At 70.4% G+C, this 17092-nt stretch carries 16 protein-coding genes; 3 read left to right on the top strand and 13 right to left on the bottom strand.

Features of this window, described 5'->3' with window-relative positions:
- Window positions 1-2: 2 nt before the first annotated feature.
- Window positions 3-575 carry a ribonuclease H family protein gene (locus OCS65_RS04545; RefSeq protein WP_065923376.1) on the bottom strand — a complete coding sequence of 191 codons (573 nt, stop codon included), beginning with the start codon at window positions 573-575 and terminating at the stop codon, window positions 3-5.
- 179 nt (window positions 576-754) lie between these two features.
- On the opposite strand from OCS65_RS04545, the gene OCS65_RS04540 reads away from it, so the two are divergent.
- Window positions 755-1693 (top strand): DNA-3-methyladenine glycosylase family protein, encoded by a 939-nt coding sequence (locus tag OCS65_RS04540; protein ID WP_006939802.1) that lies wholly within the window; start codon window positions 755-757, stop codon window positions 1691-1693.
- Between the two features lie 125 nt (window positions 1694-1818).
- Window positions 1819-2283 carry a MarR family winged helix-turn-helix transcriptional regulator gene (locus tag OCS65_RS04535; RefSeq protein ID WP_006939806.1) on the top strand — a complete coding sequence of 155 codons (465 nt, stop codon included), beginning with the start codon at window positions 1819-1821 and terminating at the stop codon, window positions 2281-2283.
- Between the two features lie 36 nt (window positions 2284-2319).
- Here the strand turns inward: OCS65_RS04535 and OCS65_RS04530 are convergent, their stop codons facing one another.
- The 5 genes from OCS65_RS04530 to OCS65_RS04510 form a co-directional block, all read right to left on the bottom strand.
- Window positions 2320-3471: an acyl-CoA dehydrogenase family protein gene (locus OCS65_RS04530; RefSeq protein ID WP_006939807.1), complete on the bottom strand. Its 1152-nt coding sequence runs from the start codon at window positions 3469-3471 to the stop codon at window positions 2320-2322.
- Window positions 3472-3548: 77 nt separating this feature from the next.
- On the bottom strand, window positions 3549-5066 hold the full coding sequence (locus OCS65_RS04525) for an acyl-CoA synthetase (protein ID WP_065922006.1): 1518 nt from the start codon (window positions 5064-5066) through the stop codon (window positions 3549-3551).
- A 56-nt stretch (window positions 5067-5122) separates the two neighbouring features.
- Window positions 5123-5923 carry an enoyl-CoA hydratase gene (locus OCS65_RS04520; protein ID WP_065922005.1) on the bottom strand — a complete coding sequence of 267 codons (801 nt, stop codon included), beginning with the start codon at window positions 5921-5923 and terminating at the stop codon, window positions 5123-5125.
- Between the two features lie 10 nt (window positions 5924-5933).
- Window positions 5934-6821: an alpha/beta fold hydrolase gene (locus tag OCS65_RS04515; RefSeq protein ID WP_006939810.1), complete on the bottom strand. Its 888-nt coding sequence runs from the start codon at window positions 6819-6821 to the stop codon at window positions 5934-5936.
- A gap of 201 nt (window positions 6822-7022) precedes the next feature.
- The gene (locus OCS65_RS04510) at window positions 7023-7997 is read right to left on the bottom strand and encodes an LLM class F420-dependent oxidoreductase (protein ID WP_006939812.1); all 975 of its coding nucleotides are present in this window, start codon (window positions 7995-7997) and stop codon (window positions 7023-7025) included.
- Window positions 7998-8081: 84 nt separating this feature from the next.
- On the opposite strand from OCS65_RS04510, the gene OCS65_RS04505 reads away from it, so the two are divergent.
- The gene (locus tag OCS65_RS04505; protein WP_263508977.1) at window positions 8082-8807 is read left to right on the top strand and encodes an MOSC domain-containing protein; all 726 of its coding nucleotides are present in this window, start codon (window positions 8082-8084) and stop codon (window positions 8805-8807) included.
- 86 nt (window positions 8808-8893) lie between these two features.
- Here OCS65_RS04505 and fahA read toward each other — a convergent pair whose 3' ends face one another.
- The 7 genes from fahA to OCS65_RS04470 all read right to left on the bottom strand — a co-directional run bounded on the left by fahA (window position 8894) and on the right by OCS65_RS04470 (window position 17071).
- A complete protein-coding gene (gene fahA / locus OCS65_RS04500; RefSeq protein WP_231772391.1) occupies window positions 8894-10081 on the bottom strand; it encodes a fumarylacetoacetase in 1188 nt (395 codons plus the stop codon).
- Window positions 10078-10962 (bottom strand): hypothetical protein, encoded by an 885-nt coding sequence (locus tag OCS65_RS04495; protein ID WP_006939819.1) that lies wholly within the window; start codon window positions 10960-10962, stop codon window positions 10078-10080. The genes fahA and OCS65_RS04495 overlap by 4 nt, the downstream gene beginning before the upstream one ends.
- Window positions 10959-12155: a homogentisate 1,2-dioxygenase gene (locus OCS65_RS04490; protein ID WP_006939821.1), complete on the bottom strand. Its 1197-nt coding sequence runs from the start codon at window positions 12153-12155 to the stop codon at window positions 10959-10961. The genes OCS65_RS04495 and OCS65_RS04490 overlap by 4 nt, the downstream gene beginning before the upstream one ends.
- Before the next feature lie 114 nt (window positions 12156-12269).
- A complete protein-coding gene (locus tag OCS65_RS04485) occupies window positions 12270-12803 on the bottom strand; it encodes a MarR family winged helix-turn-helix transcriptional regulator (protein ID WP_006939823.1) in 534 nt (177 codons plus the stop codon).
- A 160-nt stretch (window positions 12804-12963) separates the two neighbouring features.
- Window positions 12964-14697: an ABC transporter permease gene (locus tag OCS65_RS04480; RefSeq protein ID WP_043798053.1), complete on the bottom strand. Its 1734-nt coding sequence runs from the start codon at window positions 14695-14697 to the stop codon at window positions 12964-12966.
- A 5-nt stretch (window positions 14698-14702) separates the two neighbouring features.
- Window positions 14703-15869, bottom strand: coding sequence for an ABC transporter ATP-binding protein (locus tag OCS65_RS04475; protein WP_161994766.1), 1167 nt, complete (start codon window positions 15867-15869; stop codon window positions 14703-14705).
- Between the two features lie 29 nt (window positions 15870-15898).
- Window positions 15899-17071, bottom strand: coding sequence for an acyl-CoA dehydrogenase family protein (locus tag OCS65_RS04470; protein ID WP_263508972.1), 1173 nt, complete (start codon window positions 17069-17071; stop codon window positions 15899-15901).
- Window positions 17072-17092: the final 21 nt, after the last annotated feature.

The raw sequence follows: 17092 nt of genomic DNA, 5'->3' as shown, positions 1-17092 counted from the left end.
CGTCAGAAGAGGGTGAGCTCGACCTCCTCGACCACCTTCACCGTCCGGCGCACCACCTTCTTCGCCCGCGCGGGTGCGGCGGTCGGCTCGGGCCGCGCAGCCGCGGCGGTCGGCTCGGGCCCGGCCGGTTCGGAGACGGGCGGGGCCGCCGCCTGCGCGCGCGCCGCCTCGCCCGCGAGGGTGTCGGCGAGTTCGTTGAAGTGGTTGCCGACGTGTCCGCGCACCCACCGGAACCGCACCGGCCCGGACCGGTCGGCGAGGACGCGGTCGATGGCCTGGACCAGATCGAGGTTCTTCACCGGCGCGCCGGTCGCCGTCTTCCAGCCCTTGCGCTTCCAGCCCGGCAACCATTCCGAGGCGCACTTGATGGCGTACTGCGAGTCGGATTCGATGATCATCGGTTCCGGACCGGGATGGGCCTTCAGCGCCTCGAGCAGCGCCCGCAGCTCGGCGATCTGATTGGTGCCCGAGTGCTCCCCGCCCGAGCGGCTCGGTCCCTCGTGATTGACCCACGCCCATCCGATGGCGCCGCCCGGATTGCGAAGGCAGGAACCGTCGGTGCTCACGATGATCATGTGCCAGACCATATCCCGTGGCAGGGGCGACGTCGCGCCCGAGGCGCCGACGCGCCGCGGCTGCGCAGAAATCGCGGCACCCATCGGCGTGTCGGCGCGAGAAGCGCACGCTCGGCGGGTCGCCGCCTTCGATCCGCACCTCGTCGCACGGTCACCTCGTCGCACAGTACGGTGGACCGGTGCCCTCCCCTGCTCCACCCAGCACCGGCGCGCTCGTCGTCCGCGCCGAGCTGCCCCGGCCGGTGGACGTCGCGCTGACGCTGCAACCCCTGCAGCGCGGGCCCTACGACCCTTGCCATCGCCGCGACGGGCAGGCCGTGTGGCGCACGTCCCGGTTGGCGTCGGGGCCGGTCACCTACCGGCTCGTGCAGGACGGTCCGCGCGGCGTGCGCTGCCACGCGTGGGGTGCCGGGGCCGAGGAACTGTCGGCACACCTTCCCACCCTTCTCGGTGCCGAGGACGACCCGACCGGGTTCCGGCCCGAGCATCCGAGCCTGGCCGAGGCCCATCGCCGCCTGCCGGCCCTGCGGATCCCGCGCACCGGCCGCGTCCTCGAGGCCCTGGTCCCGGCGATCCTCGAACAGCGGGTGCACAGCGTCGCCGCGTTCGCGTCGTGGCGGCGGCTCGTCACGTGGTTCGGCGACGTCGCGCCCGGTCCGGCACCGGAGGGGATGCGGGTGCCCCCGGCCGCCGAGACGTGGCGCCGCGTCCCGTCGTGGGAGTTCCACCGCGCCAACGTCGACCCCGGCCGGGCCCGGACCGTCGTGAGCTGCGCCCGGCTGGCCGACCGCCTCGAGCGGCTCGTCGACCTCGCGCCGGCCGAGGCGCAGCGGAAGCTGCGCTCGATCCCGGGCGTGGGCGTATGGACCGCCGCCGAGGTCGCGCAGCGCGCCTTCGGCGACGCGGACGCGCTGTCGGTGGGCGACTACCACCTCGCGACGATCGTCGGCTGGTCGCTGCTGGGCGCACCACTCGACGACGCCGGCATGGTGAAGTACCTGGAACCGCTTCGGCCGCACCGTTATCGAGCGGTGCGACTGATCATGGCGACCGGCGGGGCGGGGCGGGTCCCGCGACGGGGACCCCGCACGCCGATCACCGATCACCGCGGGCGCTGAGCAGTTCCCCCGCGCCGGTCGCGCCGCCGGGGCCGGAATCGTCGGCCCGGTACCGCGGGGCTGCGCTGCCGCGGCGCCGACGGCTGACCGTCGGAATTCCGGCCGTCGAACCGTACCCTGGTGGCATGTCCGACCCAGACATTTCGACCGCGCCCACGAGGCTCGAGCGGCTCCCGAGCTGGCTGCTGACCCAATCCGCCCGCCACGTGCACCGGGTGGTGGTCGACCGGCTCGGCCAGGCCGACGCCCGCGGCTACCACTACCGCGCGCTCGCGGCACTCGAGGAGTACGGCTCGCTGTGTCAGACGGATCTCGGCCGTCGCGCGGGGATGGACCGCAGCGACATCGTCGCCACCGTCAACGAGCTGGCCGACCGGCGGCTCGTCGACCGCAGCCCCGATCCCACCGATCGGCGCCGCAACATCATCAGCGTCACCCGCCGCGGGCGGCAGCACCTGCGCACCCTCGACGACGTGCTCGTCGCGGCGCAGGACGAGGCGTTCGCGCCGCTCGACCCGACCGAGCGCGACCAGCTCGCCGTCCTGCTCGCGAAGGTGCTGGCCCACCACACCCGGCAGGCCGGCAGGTGAAGGGTTCCTCGCGGGAACCCTCCACCCGGGGCGGGCTCAGAGGGAGCGGGCGATGATCTGCTTCATCACCTCGTTGGCGCCTGCGTAGATCCGCTGCACGCGGGCGTCCTCGTACATCCGCGCGATCAGGTACTCGCGCATGTAGCCGTAGCCGCCGTGCAGCTGCACGCAGCGGTCGATCACCTCGCACTGCCTGTCGGTCAGCCAGTACTTGACCATCGCGGCGTCCGCGTCGTCGAGCTCGCCCTTCAGGTGCTGCTCGATGCAGTGATCCAGGAATACCTGGCACGTCCGGGCGATGGTCCGGCACTCCGCCAGCTCGAACGCGGTGTTCTGGAACTCGAACAGGCTGTGCCCGAACGCCTGCCGCTCCTTCGTGTAGCGGACGGTCTCCTCGACCGCCCGCTCCATCGCGCCGGCCGCCTGCGCGCCGATGATCAGCCGCTCCTGCACCAGCTGCGCCATCAGCTGCGCGAAGCCCTGCCCCTCGCTCCCGCCGAGCAGGTTCGCCACCGGCACCCGCACGTCGGTGAACGACAGCTCGGAGGTGTCGGCGCCGTGCTGGCCAACCTTGTCCAGCACCCGCCCGACCGCGAAGCCGGGGCAGTCGCGCAGGTCGACGATGAGCAGGGACACGCCCTTGGCACCGGCCTTGGGGTCGGTCTTGACGGCGAGCACGATGACGTCGGCCGACGAGCCGTTGGTGATGAAGGTCTTCGAGCCGTTGACCACGTATGTGTCGCCGTCGCGGATCGCGGTGGTCTTGATGGCCTTGAGGTCCGAGCCGGCGCCCGGCTCGGTCATGCCGATCGCGCCGAGGATCTCACCGGTGGCCATGCCGGGCAACCAGGTCCGCTTCTGCTCCTCGCTGCCGTACTCGAGGATGTAGTGGGCGACGATGCCGCTGTGCACCGAGATGCCCAGTGCGAGGTCACCCGAGTAGCCCTGCGCCTCGAAGACGGCCAGATCGTGGGCGAAGGTGCCCCCACCGCCGCCGTACTCCTCCGGCACCGAGCACAGCAGCAGCCCGAGCTTGCCTGCGGCGAGCCACACGTCGCGATCGATGCGCCGCTGCGCGTCCCACTTCTCGGCGCGGGCCATCACCTCGCGCTCGAAGAAGTCACGGGCGAGTTCGGAGACCGCCTGTACCTCGTCGTCGTGCCAGGACGGCACGTGCTTCTTGACCATCGGTGTCCTTCAGCCTTCCGTCGCGTGTGACCGAATGTCACACCGCTCCACTTCGATCGAACTCATGTGACATTCGGTCACGTGGTGCGCAGCTCGCGCTTGAGCAGCTTGCCACTCTGGTTGCGCGGCAACGTGTCCACGAACCGGACGAGCTTCGGCACCTTGAACGGCGCGAGCCGCTGCTTGACGTGGTCGATCAGGTCGCGCTCGTCGACATCCGCGCCGTCGCGCAGCACGACGACGGCGGTGACGGCCTCGATCCACTTCTCGTCGGGCGTGCCGATGACCGCCACCTCGGCGACGGCCTCGTGGGTGTAGAGCGCGTCCTCCACCTCCCGGGAGGCGACGAGGATGCCGCCGGTGTTGATGACGTCCTTGATGCGGTCGACGACGGTGATGTAGCCCTCGGCGTCGCGCGTGACGAGGTCGCCGGAGTGGAACCAGCCGTCGCGGAACGCTTCCGCGGTGGCCTCCGGGTTCTCCCAGTAACCCAGGCACAGCTGCGGCGACCGGTACAGCACCTCGCCGGACTCACCGTCGGGCACGTCGTTGCCGTCGGCGTCGACGACGCGGGTCTCGACGAACAGCACCGCCCTCCCGCACGACGACGGCCGGTCCTCGTGCTCCTCCGGGCGCAGAACCGTTGCCAGCGGACCGATCTCGGATTGACCGAAGCAGTTGTAGAACCCCAGGTCGGGGTAGCGCCCGCGGAGCCGGTTCAGCACGGTGACGGGCATGATCGACGCGCCGTACTGGGCCTTGCGCAACGACGACAGATCGCGGGTCTCGAGGTCGGGGTGGTTCGCCAGCGGCACCCACACCGTGGGGGCGAGGAACAGCGAGCCGATGCGCTCGGACTCGACGAGCCGGAGGATCTCCGGGATGTCGGGGGCGGGCAGCAGCGTGATCGTGGCACCGACGGCCAGGTACGGCATCATGAACACGTGCATGCCGGCCGAGTGGTAGAGCGGCATGCAGACCAGCGGGTTGTCGTCCGCAGCCAGGTCCAGCGCGACGATCGACGAGGTGTACTCGTGCACCAGCGCCCGGTGGGGCATCATGGCGCCCTTGGGCTTCGACGTGGTGCCGGAGGTGTAGAGCAACTGCACGAGGTCGGCGTCGGAGACGGTCACGTCGAGTTCCGGAACCTCGCCCGCGCACGCGGCGGTGAGCAGCGAGTCGTCGGCGTCGCGTAGCGGCAGGACGTGTTCGGCCGGGACGTCGGCGAGCACCTGCTCGAGGTTGCCGGCCAGGGCGGGGTCGACGAGGACGGCACGCGCCCCGGACTGGCCGAGCAGGTAGCTCAGCTCCTCGCCGCGCAGCGCGTAGTTGATCGGCACATGTACCAGGCCGGCCCGGGCAACGGCGAGGTACCCGACGACGTAGGCGTCGGAGTTGGTGCCGTACGCGGCGACGCGATCGCCCTGGTCCAGGCCCAGCGCGCGCAGCCGGGCGGCCGCCCGGGTGACCGCGTCGTCGAGTTCACGGTAGGTGAGGGTGCGGTCGCCGAACCGCAGGGCGGTGCGGTGGGGGAAGCGGGCGGCGCTGCGGTGCAGCACGCCGTCGACGGTGTTCGCGCGCGGGTCTGAGCTCATGATCGGACACGTTATAGGACGTCCAACCAATGGTCCAGACTTAACGCTCGATAAGCCTAGCGGCCCTGCCATACGGGACGGCGCTTCTCCACGAACGCGGTCATGCCCTCCTGCGCATCGCAGATCATCGCGTTGGTCGCCATGGTCTCGGCCATCGCCTCGTAGGCCTGTTCCTGCGGCAGCTCGATCTGCCGGTAGAAGGCCTCCTTGCCGATCCGCACCGTCGCCGGCGACGCCGAGACGATCTTCGCGGCCAGCGCGGCGGTCTCGGTTTCCAGCGCCGCCGGGTCGACGACGAAGTTGACCAGCCCCCAGTCCGCGGCCGTCTCCGCATCGATGGTTTCGCCCGTGAGCAGCATCTGCATGGCCCGCTTGCGCCCCACCGCGCGGCTGAGCGCGACCATCGGCGTGGAGCAGAACAGGCCGATCTTCACCCCCGGGGTGCCGAACACCGCGTCCGACGACGCGACCGCCAGGTCGCACGACGCCACCAGCTGGCACCCGGCCGCGACGGCCGCACCCTGCACCGACGCGATCACCGGCTGCGGCACCGACTGCACGGTCTGCATCATCTCGGTGCAGGTGTCGAAGATGACCCGCTCGCCCTCGAGGGTGCGGCCGATCATCTCGCGCAGGTCGTGACCGGCGGAGAACACCGGCCCCTCGGCGCGGATCACGATCACCCGGGTCGCGGACTCCGCGGACAGCGCGCGCAGTCCCATCGTGACCTCGCGCATCGCCGCCGCGGACAACGGGTTTCGCTGATCGGGACGGTTCAGGGTGAGCAGGCCGATGCCGGAGGCCTCGTCGACGGCGATGAGAACGGCGGCGGGCTGGTCGGTGCGCGTGTCGGTCATGTGCTCCTGCCTACACGACCCCGACGGGGGTGGCCACCCCCCGAACGTGGGTGAGCAGTCGCAGCAGCGCGGCCGCCACCTCGTCGGCGCGCTCGACGATGAGCGAGTGCCCCGCGCCGTCGACCCGCACCAGTTCGGCGGCCGGCAGCCGCGCGGCGATGGCCCGCGAATGCGCGAACGGGGTCAGCTCGTCGGCCGACCCGCCGACCACCAGGACCGGGATCGCCGCGAGCACGGCCAGCGCGGCCGACTCGTCCAGCACCGCGAACGCCGCCAGGAAACGCGAGAGCGTCACGATCGACGTCTCGTTCGTCAGGGTCGTCGCCAGCGAACGCGCCCACGAGTCCGTGGTGCCGCGACGGACCACCGGCGCGCACATCCGCCCGCCGACGCGCATCGATCCCTGCATCACCCGCGGCGCCCGTCGCACCGCGCGGTGCAGCACGGACACCGCCGGGTGCCGCAGGTAGCGGCCGAGCCCCAGGTCGGCCAGGCCGCTCGCCGCGGTCGCGACGAGCGCGGCGGCGACGACGCGGCTGCCGATCGCCTCCGGGTACAGCCGCGCGTAGGCCATCGCCACCATCCCGCCCATCGAGTGCCCCGCCAGCACCACGGGCCCGCGGGGCACGACGGTGCGCAGCACGGCGTCGAGGTCGTGGGCGAGCTGCTCGATGGTGTACGTCTCGGGCGCGCCGACCCCCGACCGGCCGTGACCGCGCTGGTCGTAGGCGACGATGCGGACCGCCGCGCCGGCCTGCCCGGCAAGGCGCTCGCGCACCGCCGACCAGCTGTCGGTGCGCAGGCAGTGCCCATGCACCAGCACGACCGTGACGGGCGCGTCGGCGGGTCCGTGCACCCGCACCGACAGGGGCAGGCCGTCGTCGGCGGCGACGGTCACCCGACGCAGATCCGGTCCAGGCATCGCGGCCTCCCAGCGGTCGATCTGCCCGGAATGTCGTCGGTGCCCGACGGGGACGTTACCGCCGCGACCGAATCGTGACGATGCTCGGCGCCGAACCGATCGGCACGGAACTGCCGCACGGTTCCCGGACAGTGGCGCGCTCGATTCGCGGTCGACCGCCCGGCGTGGATCCGGCACTCAGCGTGGGGCGAGGGCCCGGATCATCTCCGTAGGATCGCCCGCGGTGGTCATCGCGATCACGGGGGTGGTCACACCCGCCTCGACGTACCGTTCGATGTGCTCCCGGCACGCCTCCGGCGGCCCGTGCACGACCAGCTGGTCCACCACGTGATCCGGGATCGCGGCGAGGGCCGCCGATCGCTCCCCCTCCCCCCACAACCGCCACATGCCCTCGAAATCCTCGCTGCGGCCCAGGAATTCGTGGAAGGCGCGGTAGACGGGGACGTTCATGTAGGCGGCGATCATGCGACGGCCGATGCTGCGGGCGGTCTCGGCGTCGAAGCCGGGCAGCACGAAGATGCGGGCGACGATCTCCTTGCCCGCTCCACCCTCGTGCACGTACGGCGCGACGGTGCGCACGTCGTCGGCCGAGAGCCAGTTGACGATCGCACCGTCGGCCTCGCGTCCGGCGAGGCGCAGCATGCCGGGCCGCAGGGCGGCGAGCAGCAGGGGCGGGGCGGGATCGGGGACGAGGCCGGCCCGGAACCCGCTGACCTCGAACGTGTCGTACTTGTGGGTGACCTTCTCACCGGCGAGCGCGGCGCGCAGGAACTGCAGCGTGTCGCGGGCCCGCTTGAACGGCTCCTCGAACGGGGTGCTGTTCCACTTCTCGACGATCACGTTGGACGAGGTGCCGACGCCGAGGACGAAGCGGCCCGGGGCGGCGGCGGCGAGGGTGGCCGCGGAGATCGCCAGGGTGGCCGGGCCGCGCGTGAACACCGGGACGATCGCGGTGCCCAGGCGCAGCGTCGGTGCCCACACGCTCGCCAGCGCCAGGGGCGTGAAGGCGTCAGCCACGCTGCTCTCGGACGACCACACGTCGGTGTAGCCGAGGTCGGGCAGTTCGGCGATCAGGTTTCGCTGATCCGGCAGGGAAATGCCGTCGAGGGGGATCGTCAGGCCCCAACGGCGCGGCGTCGCATCATCGCTCATACGCCACACCTTAGGCTGCGCCGGTGCGTCCTTCGGGCTGCCACGACCGCCCGAAGGACACACCGGTCCGTATGCTGGGCCGTTGTGCAGGTCTCTCAGCTCTGGCGTTACCCGGTCAAGTCGTTCGGCGGCGAGCAACTGCAGTCGGCGGCGATCGAGTCCGACGGGCTGCGCGGCGACCACATGTGGGCGGTGATCGACGCCGAGACCGGCACCGTCGCGTCAGCGAAGAAGGTGCGGGCCTGGTCGCGGCTGCTCGAGTGCCGTGCCCGCCTGCTCGACGACGCCGACCCGTCGGATCCGTCCGTCCTCGAGATCACGCTGCCCGACGGCCGGTGCACCCGCGGCGACGACCCGCGCACCCCCGGGCTGCTGTCCGAGCTGACCGGGCGTGCGTTGACCCTGGAGGCCCGCCCCCGCACCTACGACGAGGCGCCGTTGCACCTGCTCACGACGGCCGCCGTGGAGGCGCTCGGCACGGGCGACACGGCCGGTGTCGCGCTGCGCCGCTTCCGGCCCAACCTCGTGGTCTCGACCGGCGACACCGGATTCGTCGAGGACGACTGGCTGGGCCGGCGTGTCGAGGCCGGTTCCGTCGCGCTCGTGCCGACGCAGCGCACGGCGCGGTGTGTGATGGTGACGCTGCCGCACCAGGAGGTGCCGGCCCGGCGCGACATGCTGCGCACCGTCACCGACCGCAACCGCGTCCCGAACCGGGCGGGCGGCAAGCCCGCCCCCTGCATCGGCGTCTACGCCGACGTGGCATCGGACGGCGTTCTGGCCGTGGGTGATTCGCTGATCGTCCGCTGAAACGGATCCGCGCGCCGACCGGACGTCGACGCGCGGAATGCACCGCGCCGCTGTCGAACCGGCGCGCGGATCCGGGGAGAGTCGGCTCAGCGGCCGGCGTCCTTCGCGGGCAGGATGCGGGTGCGGACCTCGCCGAAGCCGATTCGGGTGCCGTCCGGACCCGGCGCGGTCGCGGAGATCGCGATCTCGTCGCCGTCCTCGAGGAAGGTGCGGGTCTCGTCGCCGACCTGAACCGGTTCCTTACCGCCCCAGGTGAGTTCGATGAACGCGCCGCGCTGGTCCTTCTCCGGCCCGGAGATGGTGCCGGAACCGAACAGATCGCCGGTGCGGGTGGCGGCACCGTTGACGGACGTGTGCGCGAGCATCTGCGCCGGCGACCAGTACATCTGGGCGTACGGCGGACGCGAGACGACGTGGCCGTTCCATTCGACCTCGAGATCGATGTCCAGGCCCCACTTCTCGGTGCCCTTCAGGTACGGCAGCGGCTCCGGGTCCTGCACCGGGGTGTCGACGCGGGCGGCCTCGAGCGCGGCCAGCGGCACGACCCACGGCGAGATGGAGGTCGCGAAGGACTTGCCGAGGTTCGGGCCGAGCGGAACGTACTCCCACGCCTGGATGTCACGGGCCGACCAGTCGTTGAGGATGACGGCCCCGAAGCAGTGGTCGGCGAACTCGTCCGGGGTGATCGACGATCCCATCGGCGAGCCGACACCGACGACGAAGCCCATCTCGGCCTCGATGTCGAGACGGATCGACGGACCGAAGACGGGCGCCGGGTCGTTGGGGCCCTTGCGCTGGCCACACGGGCGCACGATGTCCACGCCGGAAACGACGACGGTGCTCGACCGGCCGTGGTAGCCGACCGGCAGGTGCTTCCAGTTCGGCATCAGCGGCGACGGGTTGTCGGGCCGGAACAGCCGTCCGAGGTTCGACGCGTGGTTCTCCGACGCGTAGAAATCGACGTAGTCGGCGACCTCGATCGGCAGGTGCAGTTCGACGTCCGCGACGGCGTGCACGGCCTCGGCGGGCACGGCCTCGGTGACCAGGCTCTGCAGCGCGGCGCGCACCTCGTCCCAGCGGGCGCGGCCCTGCGCCATGAAGGCGTTGAGGGTGGGCTCGGCGAAGGCGGGGTCGTCGAACACGACGGAGAGGTCGAGGACGGAGTCACCGACGCGCACACCGACGCGGGGCTCCGTTCCGGCCGTGGAGAACACACCGTAGGGCAGGTTGTTCGCGCCGAAGAGCGAACCTTCCGGAATGTCGATGACGGTCATGCAAGGGATCCTTCGGTGATCGGGGACATCGTCGACGGGGCCAGGCCGACCTCGACGAGATCGGCGAGCGGCTCCGCAATGCTGCAGGTGCCGAACGAGCGGAAGCTGTTGCGCAGCTCTTCGATTCGAGCAGGCGACAGGTCGCGCAGTCGGGCGGCGAGGCCGGCGCCGTCCCGGTCGGCGAGCACCGCCGCGACGGCCGCGGTGTCCGCACCGTCGAGCACGGCGTCGACGGCGGCGAGCACGTTGAGGAATCCGTGCTGTTCGAATCCGGTGTGCGGGTCGGTGTTGCGGACCGCGTGGTGCAGGCCCGCCGTGGCCTTGAACGGGACCTTCGTGCGGACCACGGTCGAGAGGGCGTCGGCGAGTTCCCGTTCGTCGGGGTACGCCTCCGCGACGACCCCGCCCGTGCGGAACTTCGCCGCGTAACGCGACCCCACGAGTCCCTGGAGGATCTCGGCGCGGCGCTCGTCGCGCGGGACCTCCACGAACAGTGCGACTCCGGGGTACTCGGCGGCGATCAGGTCGAGGGCGACGAGCACACCGGCGGGGCTCTCCCCGGCGGGCACGGCGATCTCGAGGGCGGCCACGGTGACGCCGTCCACGTCGCGCAGGCTCTCCATCGCGGGAACGACCGCGGACGGCCCGCCCGGAACGGTCAGGCTCAGGGTGAGGTCGCCCCCGAACGGGCGCTGTCCGAGTGCCTCGAGCAACTCCGGGATCCGCGGCGCCGGGAACACGAACGTGCCCACCAGCCCGGCATGGTCGGCGACGCGGTGCGCGGCGTGGGCCGGCAGGGCGCGATCGAGCGGGGCGTTGCCGGGCGGGAACAGCGCGGCGTCGTCGCACAGTTCCGTCAGCAGGGCTCCGAGAGTGCTCACTTCTGCAGCCCCCGGTTCCAGCTTCCGGCGTAGGCCGCATCCTCGCACGCGAGCGCACCCTCACCGAGTTCGAGCGGCCGGAACGTGTCCACCATGACGGCGAGCTCGTCGAAGAAGTCGACGCCGATGCTCCGCTCGTAGGCACCGGGCTGCGGACCGTGGGCGTGGCCGCCGGGATGGACGGAGATCGAACCCTGACCGATGCCGGAGCCCTTGCGGGCCTCGTAGTCGCCGCCGCAGTAGAACATGATCTCGTCGGAGTCGACGTTGGAGTGGTAGTACGGCACCGGGATCGCCAGCGGGTGGTAGTCCACCTTGCGGGGCACGAAGTTGCAGATGACGAAGTTGTTGCCCTCGAACGCCTGGTGCGCCGGCGGCGGCTGGTGGACTCGGCCGGTGATGGGCTCGTAGTCGTGGATGCTGAAGGTGTACGGGTACAGGCAGCCGTCCCAGCCGACGACGTCGAACGGGTGGTTGGGCACGAGGTAGCGGGTGCCGACGATGCCGTGCGAGGTGCGGTGCTTGACCAGGACCTCGACGTTGGTGTCCTCCACCTGGATCAGCTCGGTCGGGCCGTGCAGGTCGCGCTCGCAGAACGGCGCGTGCTCGAGGAACTGGCCGAACCGCGACAGGAAGCGCTTCGGCGGGACGATGTGGCTGTTGGCCTCGATGACATAGGCGCGCAGCGGCTCGTCGCCGGTGGGGATCCAGCGGTGCGTGGTGGCCATCGGCAGCAGCACGTAGTCGCCGGCCTTCGCGTCGAGCACACCGAAAACGGTCTCGACGCGGGCGGTGCCGGACTCGACGTAGACCATCTCGTCGCCGACGACGTTGCGGTAGAGCGGCGACTCCTTCGTCGAGACGACGTAGGAGAGGCGCACGTCCGCGTTGCCGAGGATCAGCCGGCGGCCGGTGACGACGTCGGTCTCGGCCCAGACGGTCTCCGGGAACAGATCGTGCAGCTTCAGGTGGCGCGGCTTGAGGGGGTGGTTCGGGGTGGTGGCCTGCTCGGGCAGCTTCCACTCGGTCGCGTCGACGATGGCCGACGGGATGTGGCGGTGGTAGAGCAGCGCCGAGTCCGAGGAGAAGCCCTCCTCGCCCATCAGCTCCTCGTAGAACAGCCCGCCGTCCTCGTTGCGGTGCTGCGTGTGCCGCTTCGGCGGGATGACGCCGAGCTGTCGATAGAACGCCATGGGATTCCGCTCCTCGGGCTCTGGGTGGCTGATCCGCGGAGATCCCCCGCGGTGTTAGTAAACACCTTAACTAGTTTTCGGACGTGAGCGCAACCACATCGGGAAGATCGGTTGTCAGTTGCGGTCGCGCATATCGAACCGGCTGCGCTTGGTGATGAGCTTGTTGAGCAGCATGACGAGGATCTGCTGCTCCGCCTCGGTCAGCACATCGACCCAGGCGGCCTCGCGCTCGTTCTGGGCGCGGAACGTCTCCACGATCTCCCGCTCGCCGGCCTCGGTGAGCGACAAGCGGACCGACCGGCCGTCCTCCGGATCCGGGGTGCGAGCCAGCAGACCGGCCTCGACCAGCGGTTTCGCGAGATTGGAGACAGCGGCGCGGCTCATGCCGGTGAGCTTGGCGGCCACCTTCGGCTCGATGGGGCCGGCAAGCCAGGTGACGAACATCAGGCGGTACGCCGACCACGACCGCCCCCTCGGGCGGTGCACGGCCGCCTCCAGGTCGTACGTGACGATGTCGGAGGCCCGGTTGAGGGTCAGCAGCACCTCGGTGGCCTGCTCGTGGTAATCGCCGTATCGGCTGCTCAGGCGCCGGTTCGCGAGTTCGACGAAGGACCAGTAGTCGAGGTCGCGGGCGTCCGCTTCGGTCATGGGCGCCACCTTATCCGAGGACGGCCGCGTTAGTATATGTGTTAATCAATTCCGATACGGAAACCCGGGCTGTCCGCCGTTGTGTGTCGGCACCGCACAATCGGGCAGAACGCACGACCGCCCGGCCGACACGTGGTCGGCCGGGCGGTCCGGGAACATGTCACATCTTGCTCATCGCGTCCGCGCCGCCGGCGAGCATCGCCGCAGTGACACCCACGGCGGTCACGCCCGTCATCACGAGGGCCACGGCGGCCACCAGCGGGTACCCGCCGTTGGACCAGTACTCGAACAGGATGGTGCCCATGACCTGGGTCCGGGACGCGCGCACGAGCAGCGACGCCGTGAACTCGTGGGTGAGCAGCACGAACAGCAGTGCCGCGGTGCCGCCCAAGCTGCCGCGCATGAGCGGCAGCAGGATCTTCACGTTCGTGGCGACGAAGCCCGCGCCGCTGACGCGGGACGCCTCGAGGTAGCTGTCGCCGAGCGCGAGCATGGACGACAGCTGCATGCGGGTCGCGAACGGCAGCATGAGCGTGACGTACACCAGAATCACGACCCACGGCGTGCCGTACAGGATGATCGGACCGGTGGTGTAGGTCAGCAGGAACGCTGCGCCGAAGATCACGGCTGGAACTCCGAGCGGCATCGATACCAGAACGTCGACGAGGAGGCGAAGGGCCGGGTAGCGCTGGCCGCGCACGATCAGGCCGGCCGCGACGAAGCCGAGCGGCAGCACGATCGCCATGGCCGCGAACGAGAACATCAAGCTGTTGCCGACCGCGGCCGGCACGGCCGTGCCGGAGAAGATCGTGCGGAAGTTGTCGAACGTCAGGGTCGAGAAGTCGATGGTGCCGCGCCAGTATCGGGACAGCGCGACGAACACCAGGGCGAGCAGCGGCAGGATCGTCGACAGCAGCGAGAACACCAGGATCACCGCGACGCCGGCCTTGGAGGGCCGACCCTGTGATTTGAACGCCTTGCCGCCGTGCGTGACGAACCGACGCTGATTGCCGAGCATCGCCTTCTGCGCGAACACCACGACGACACCGACGACGAGCAGCGGTGAGCCGAGCGCTGCGGCGGTCGCGAACTGCGCGGGACTGTCACTGATCTGGAAGTACATCTCGGTCGTGAGCACGCTGACGCCGGAGTTGGTGCCCAGAAGCAGTGGTCCGGTGAACTGGCCGAGACCGAGCAGCAGCGCGACACCGGAGCCGTAGATGAGGGTCGGGCGCAGCAGCGGAAGGGTGATCCTGAAAAAGACCTTCCATTCCGGCATGCCGGAAACCTGTGCGGCCTCGATCATCTCGGAGTTGATGTTCTCGAATCCGGAGCGGACGAACATGAAGACGAACGAACTCAGCGAGAAGCCGGTGATGATGACGATCCACTCGATCGAGTAGATGTCGACCGGGCCTTCCTCGAGGTGCGACCACCACGGCAGATTCCGCAGCATGGCGTTGAGGTAGCCGGGCCGCGGCGACAGCAGAAACGCCCAGCCGACGATCGAGGCGACAGCCGGAATGACGATGGGCAGAATCGGCAGGACTTCGAGGAACGCGAATCGGCGGGGCAGGCGGCTGGCCGCCCACGCCAGAGCGGTTCCCAGCACCATCGCGATGGCCAGTGATCCGATCGCCAATCCGAGTGTGTACCAGAGGATCTGACCGATACGCGACAATCCGAATGCCCGCGAGTAACCGGCAGCGCCGTCCTCGAACGCGGTCAGTTGCAGGCGCACGATCGGGAGGACGACCAGGTAGGCGAGCAACGCAGTGAACGCGACGACACCCATTCGGCGTGCCCCGGCGCGCACCGCCGTATTCCGCATGCCGTTCGGGGCGGTTGTGACGGACTCGTGCTCCTCGGTCCGTGGCAGTGTCAGAATCGCCATCGCCCTCACCCCACCAGGGCGCTGACGAGCGCCTGCTGATCCATCGGCAGCGCCCTGCCGTCGGTGTCGAAGGTGCGCCCGTCGATCGGGTCGAAGGCGAGAACCATCCGCGCGTCGCGTTCGATCAGCCGCGGTGCGCGGAACGAATCGAACGTCGCGACGCGGGCGTGCAACTGGCGGCGTGGGGAGCCCTCGACCGCGACCGAGAGCATGACGTCCAGGTGCAGGCCACCGTACTCGACGTCGTCGACGTTGACGACCATGCCCGCCTCGCCGGGCTGCAGGTCCGCCACGTCCGGGACCAGGCGTACCTTTTCGGGGCGCAGGCGCACCACGAACGAGCCGACCGACGCGGCCGCACGCGGCTGCATGCCGTGGATCTCGGTGCCCAACGCGTACCAGCGGCCGTCGACGTACTCGCACGGGACCCGGTTCGACATGCCGGTGAAACCCGCGACGTACTCGTCGACCGGCTCCTCGAAGACCTCGCGGGGCGGGCCCATCTGGACGATGCTGCCCGACCTCATGATCGCCATCCGGGTTCCCAGAGCGAGGGCTTCGCTCTGGTCGTGCGTGACGAACACCGCGGTGAACGGCTTGCGCTGGTGCAGGTCGTGGAGCTCCGCGCGCACCTGGTCGCGCAGGCGGGCGTCGAGGTTGCTCAGCGGCTCGTCGAACAGCACCAGGTCAGGGTGGGAGACCAGGCCGCGGGCCAGAGCCACGCGCTGCTGCTGACCGCCGGACAGCTCGGCGGGGAGACGGTCGAGCAACCGCTCGCAGTCCACCAGCGCCGCGGTCTCCTCGACGCGCCCGCTCGCGAGAGCGTCGGTGAGCTTGCGGGACTTGAGCGGATAGGCGATGTTCTTGCGCACAGTCATGTGCGGCCACAGAGCGTAGGACTGGAACACCATTCCGATGAACCGCTTGTCCGGGGTGAGGTTGATGCCGCGCTGCCGGTCGAACACCACCTGGTCGCCGAGGGTGATGGAGCCTCCGGCCGGCTGTTCGAGGCCCGCGAGGCAGCGGAGCGTCGTGGTCTTGCCGCAGCCCGACGGGCCGAGCAGCACGAGGAATTCGCCGTCCTCGATCTCGAGGTCGAGGTGGTCGACGGCGACGGTGGGTGGTTTTCCGTCGAAGTTCTTGAGCAGCTGGCGTACGGAGACGTGGGACACGGTGTACTCGCTTTCTGAACGAGCGGGGTTCAGGACTCGGTGGAGGAGAGCACGGCGGATGCCGGCTCCTGCCTCGGATCGGTGGATGCCTCGCTGCTTGTCGCGGCGCCTGCCGCGGCCAGAGCATAGAGGCGCTGGGCATGATCGTCACCGCTCCCCCACAGGACGCCGGAAGTCAGAGCACGGCGGTAGTACAGGTGTGCGGTGTGTTCCCAGGTGAAGCCGATGCCGCCGTGCACCTGGACGTTCTTCTCGACGGCGAGGCGTGCGGCGTCCCCGCAGGCGAGGGCTGCGATCGCAGCGGCCTCGGCCAGATCGTCGTCGCTCCCCTCCACGACGGCCCACACGGCGTGGGCAACGGCGGACTCGGCGAGTTCGACGGCCACGGAGACCTCGGCGAGCATGTGCTTGATCGCCTGGAATCCGCCGATGACGCGGCCGAACTGGACGCGCCGGCCGGCGTAGTCGACGGCATTGGCCAGGCAGGTACGCGCGACGCCCAGGCTCTCGCACGCGAGGGCCACGACCGCCCTGTCGTGGATCCACCCGAGTGGAGCGCGCTCCGCGAGGACGGTCGCCGGGGCGGCCTCGGCACGAACCCGGGACAGGATCCGGGTCGCATCGGTAGTGTCCATCCGCTCGGTCGTGAGCACGGCTGCGTCGACGGCGTAGAGGCCCACCTTCCCGGATTCGTCGGCGGCGGGCATCAGCACGGTGTCGGCGACGTCGCCATCCACGACGAAACCGGCTCGGCCCGTCACGAACACGTCGTCACCCACGTGTTCAGCCCGAAATCCGGGGTCCGTACCCGGTGCGGTGACGACCGTGGCGACGACGGTCTCCCCCGTCGCGATGCCGGCGAGCAGCTCCGCGGCACGCGGCGCGCCGTCGCAGCGCGACAACGCCGCGGCGGCAACGACGCCGCTGAGGACCGGGACCCTGCTCAGTTCCCCACCGAGCAGCTCGAGGACGGCGGCGACGTCGGCGAACGACGCGCCGAGACCACCGGCGGCCTCCGGAACGGCGAGTGCACCCACGCCGATCTCGGTGCCCAGCACGGCCCACAGGTCACGATCGACCGGACCGTCGCGGTATACGCGCTCCGCGCGTCCGTCGACCGGGTCCGTCCGACGGATCACCGAGCGGATGGTGTCGGTGAGCAACGCGGTGTCCTCTGCCGCGGCCGAGCTTCCGAGAATCATGCTGTCGCCTTTCGTGGATGA

Source organism: Rhodococcus aetherivorans, from assembly GCF_025722975.1.
Lineage (GTDB): Bacteria > Actinomycetota > Actinomycetes > Mycobacteriales > Mycobacteriaceae > Rhodococcus > Rhodococcus aetherivorans.
This window is presented reverse-complemented; position numbering and strand designations above follow the sequence as displayed.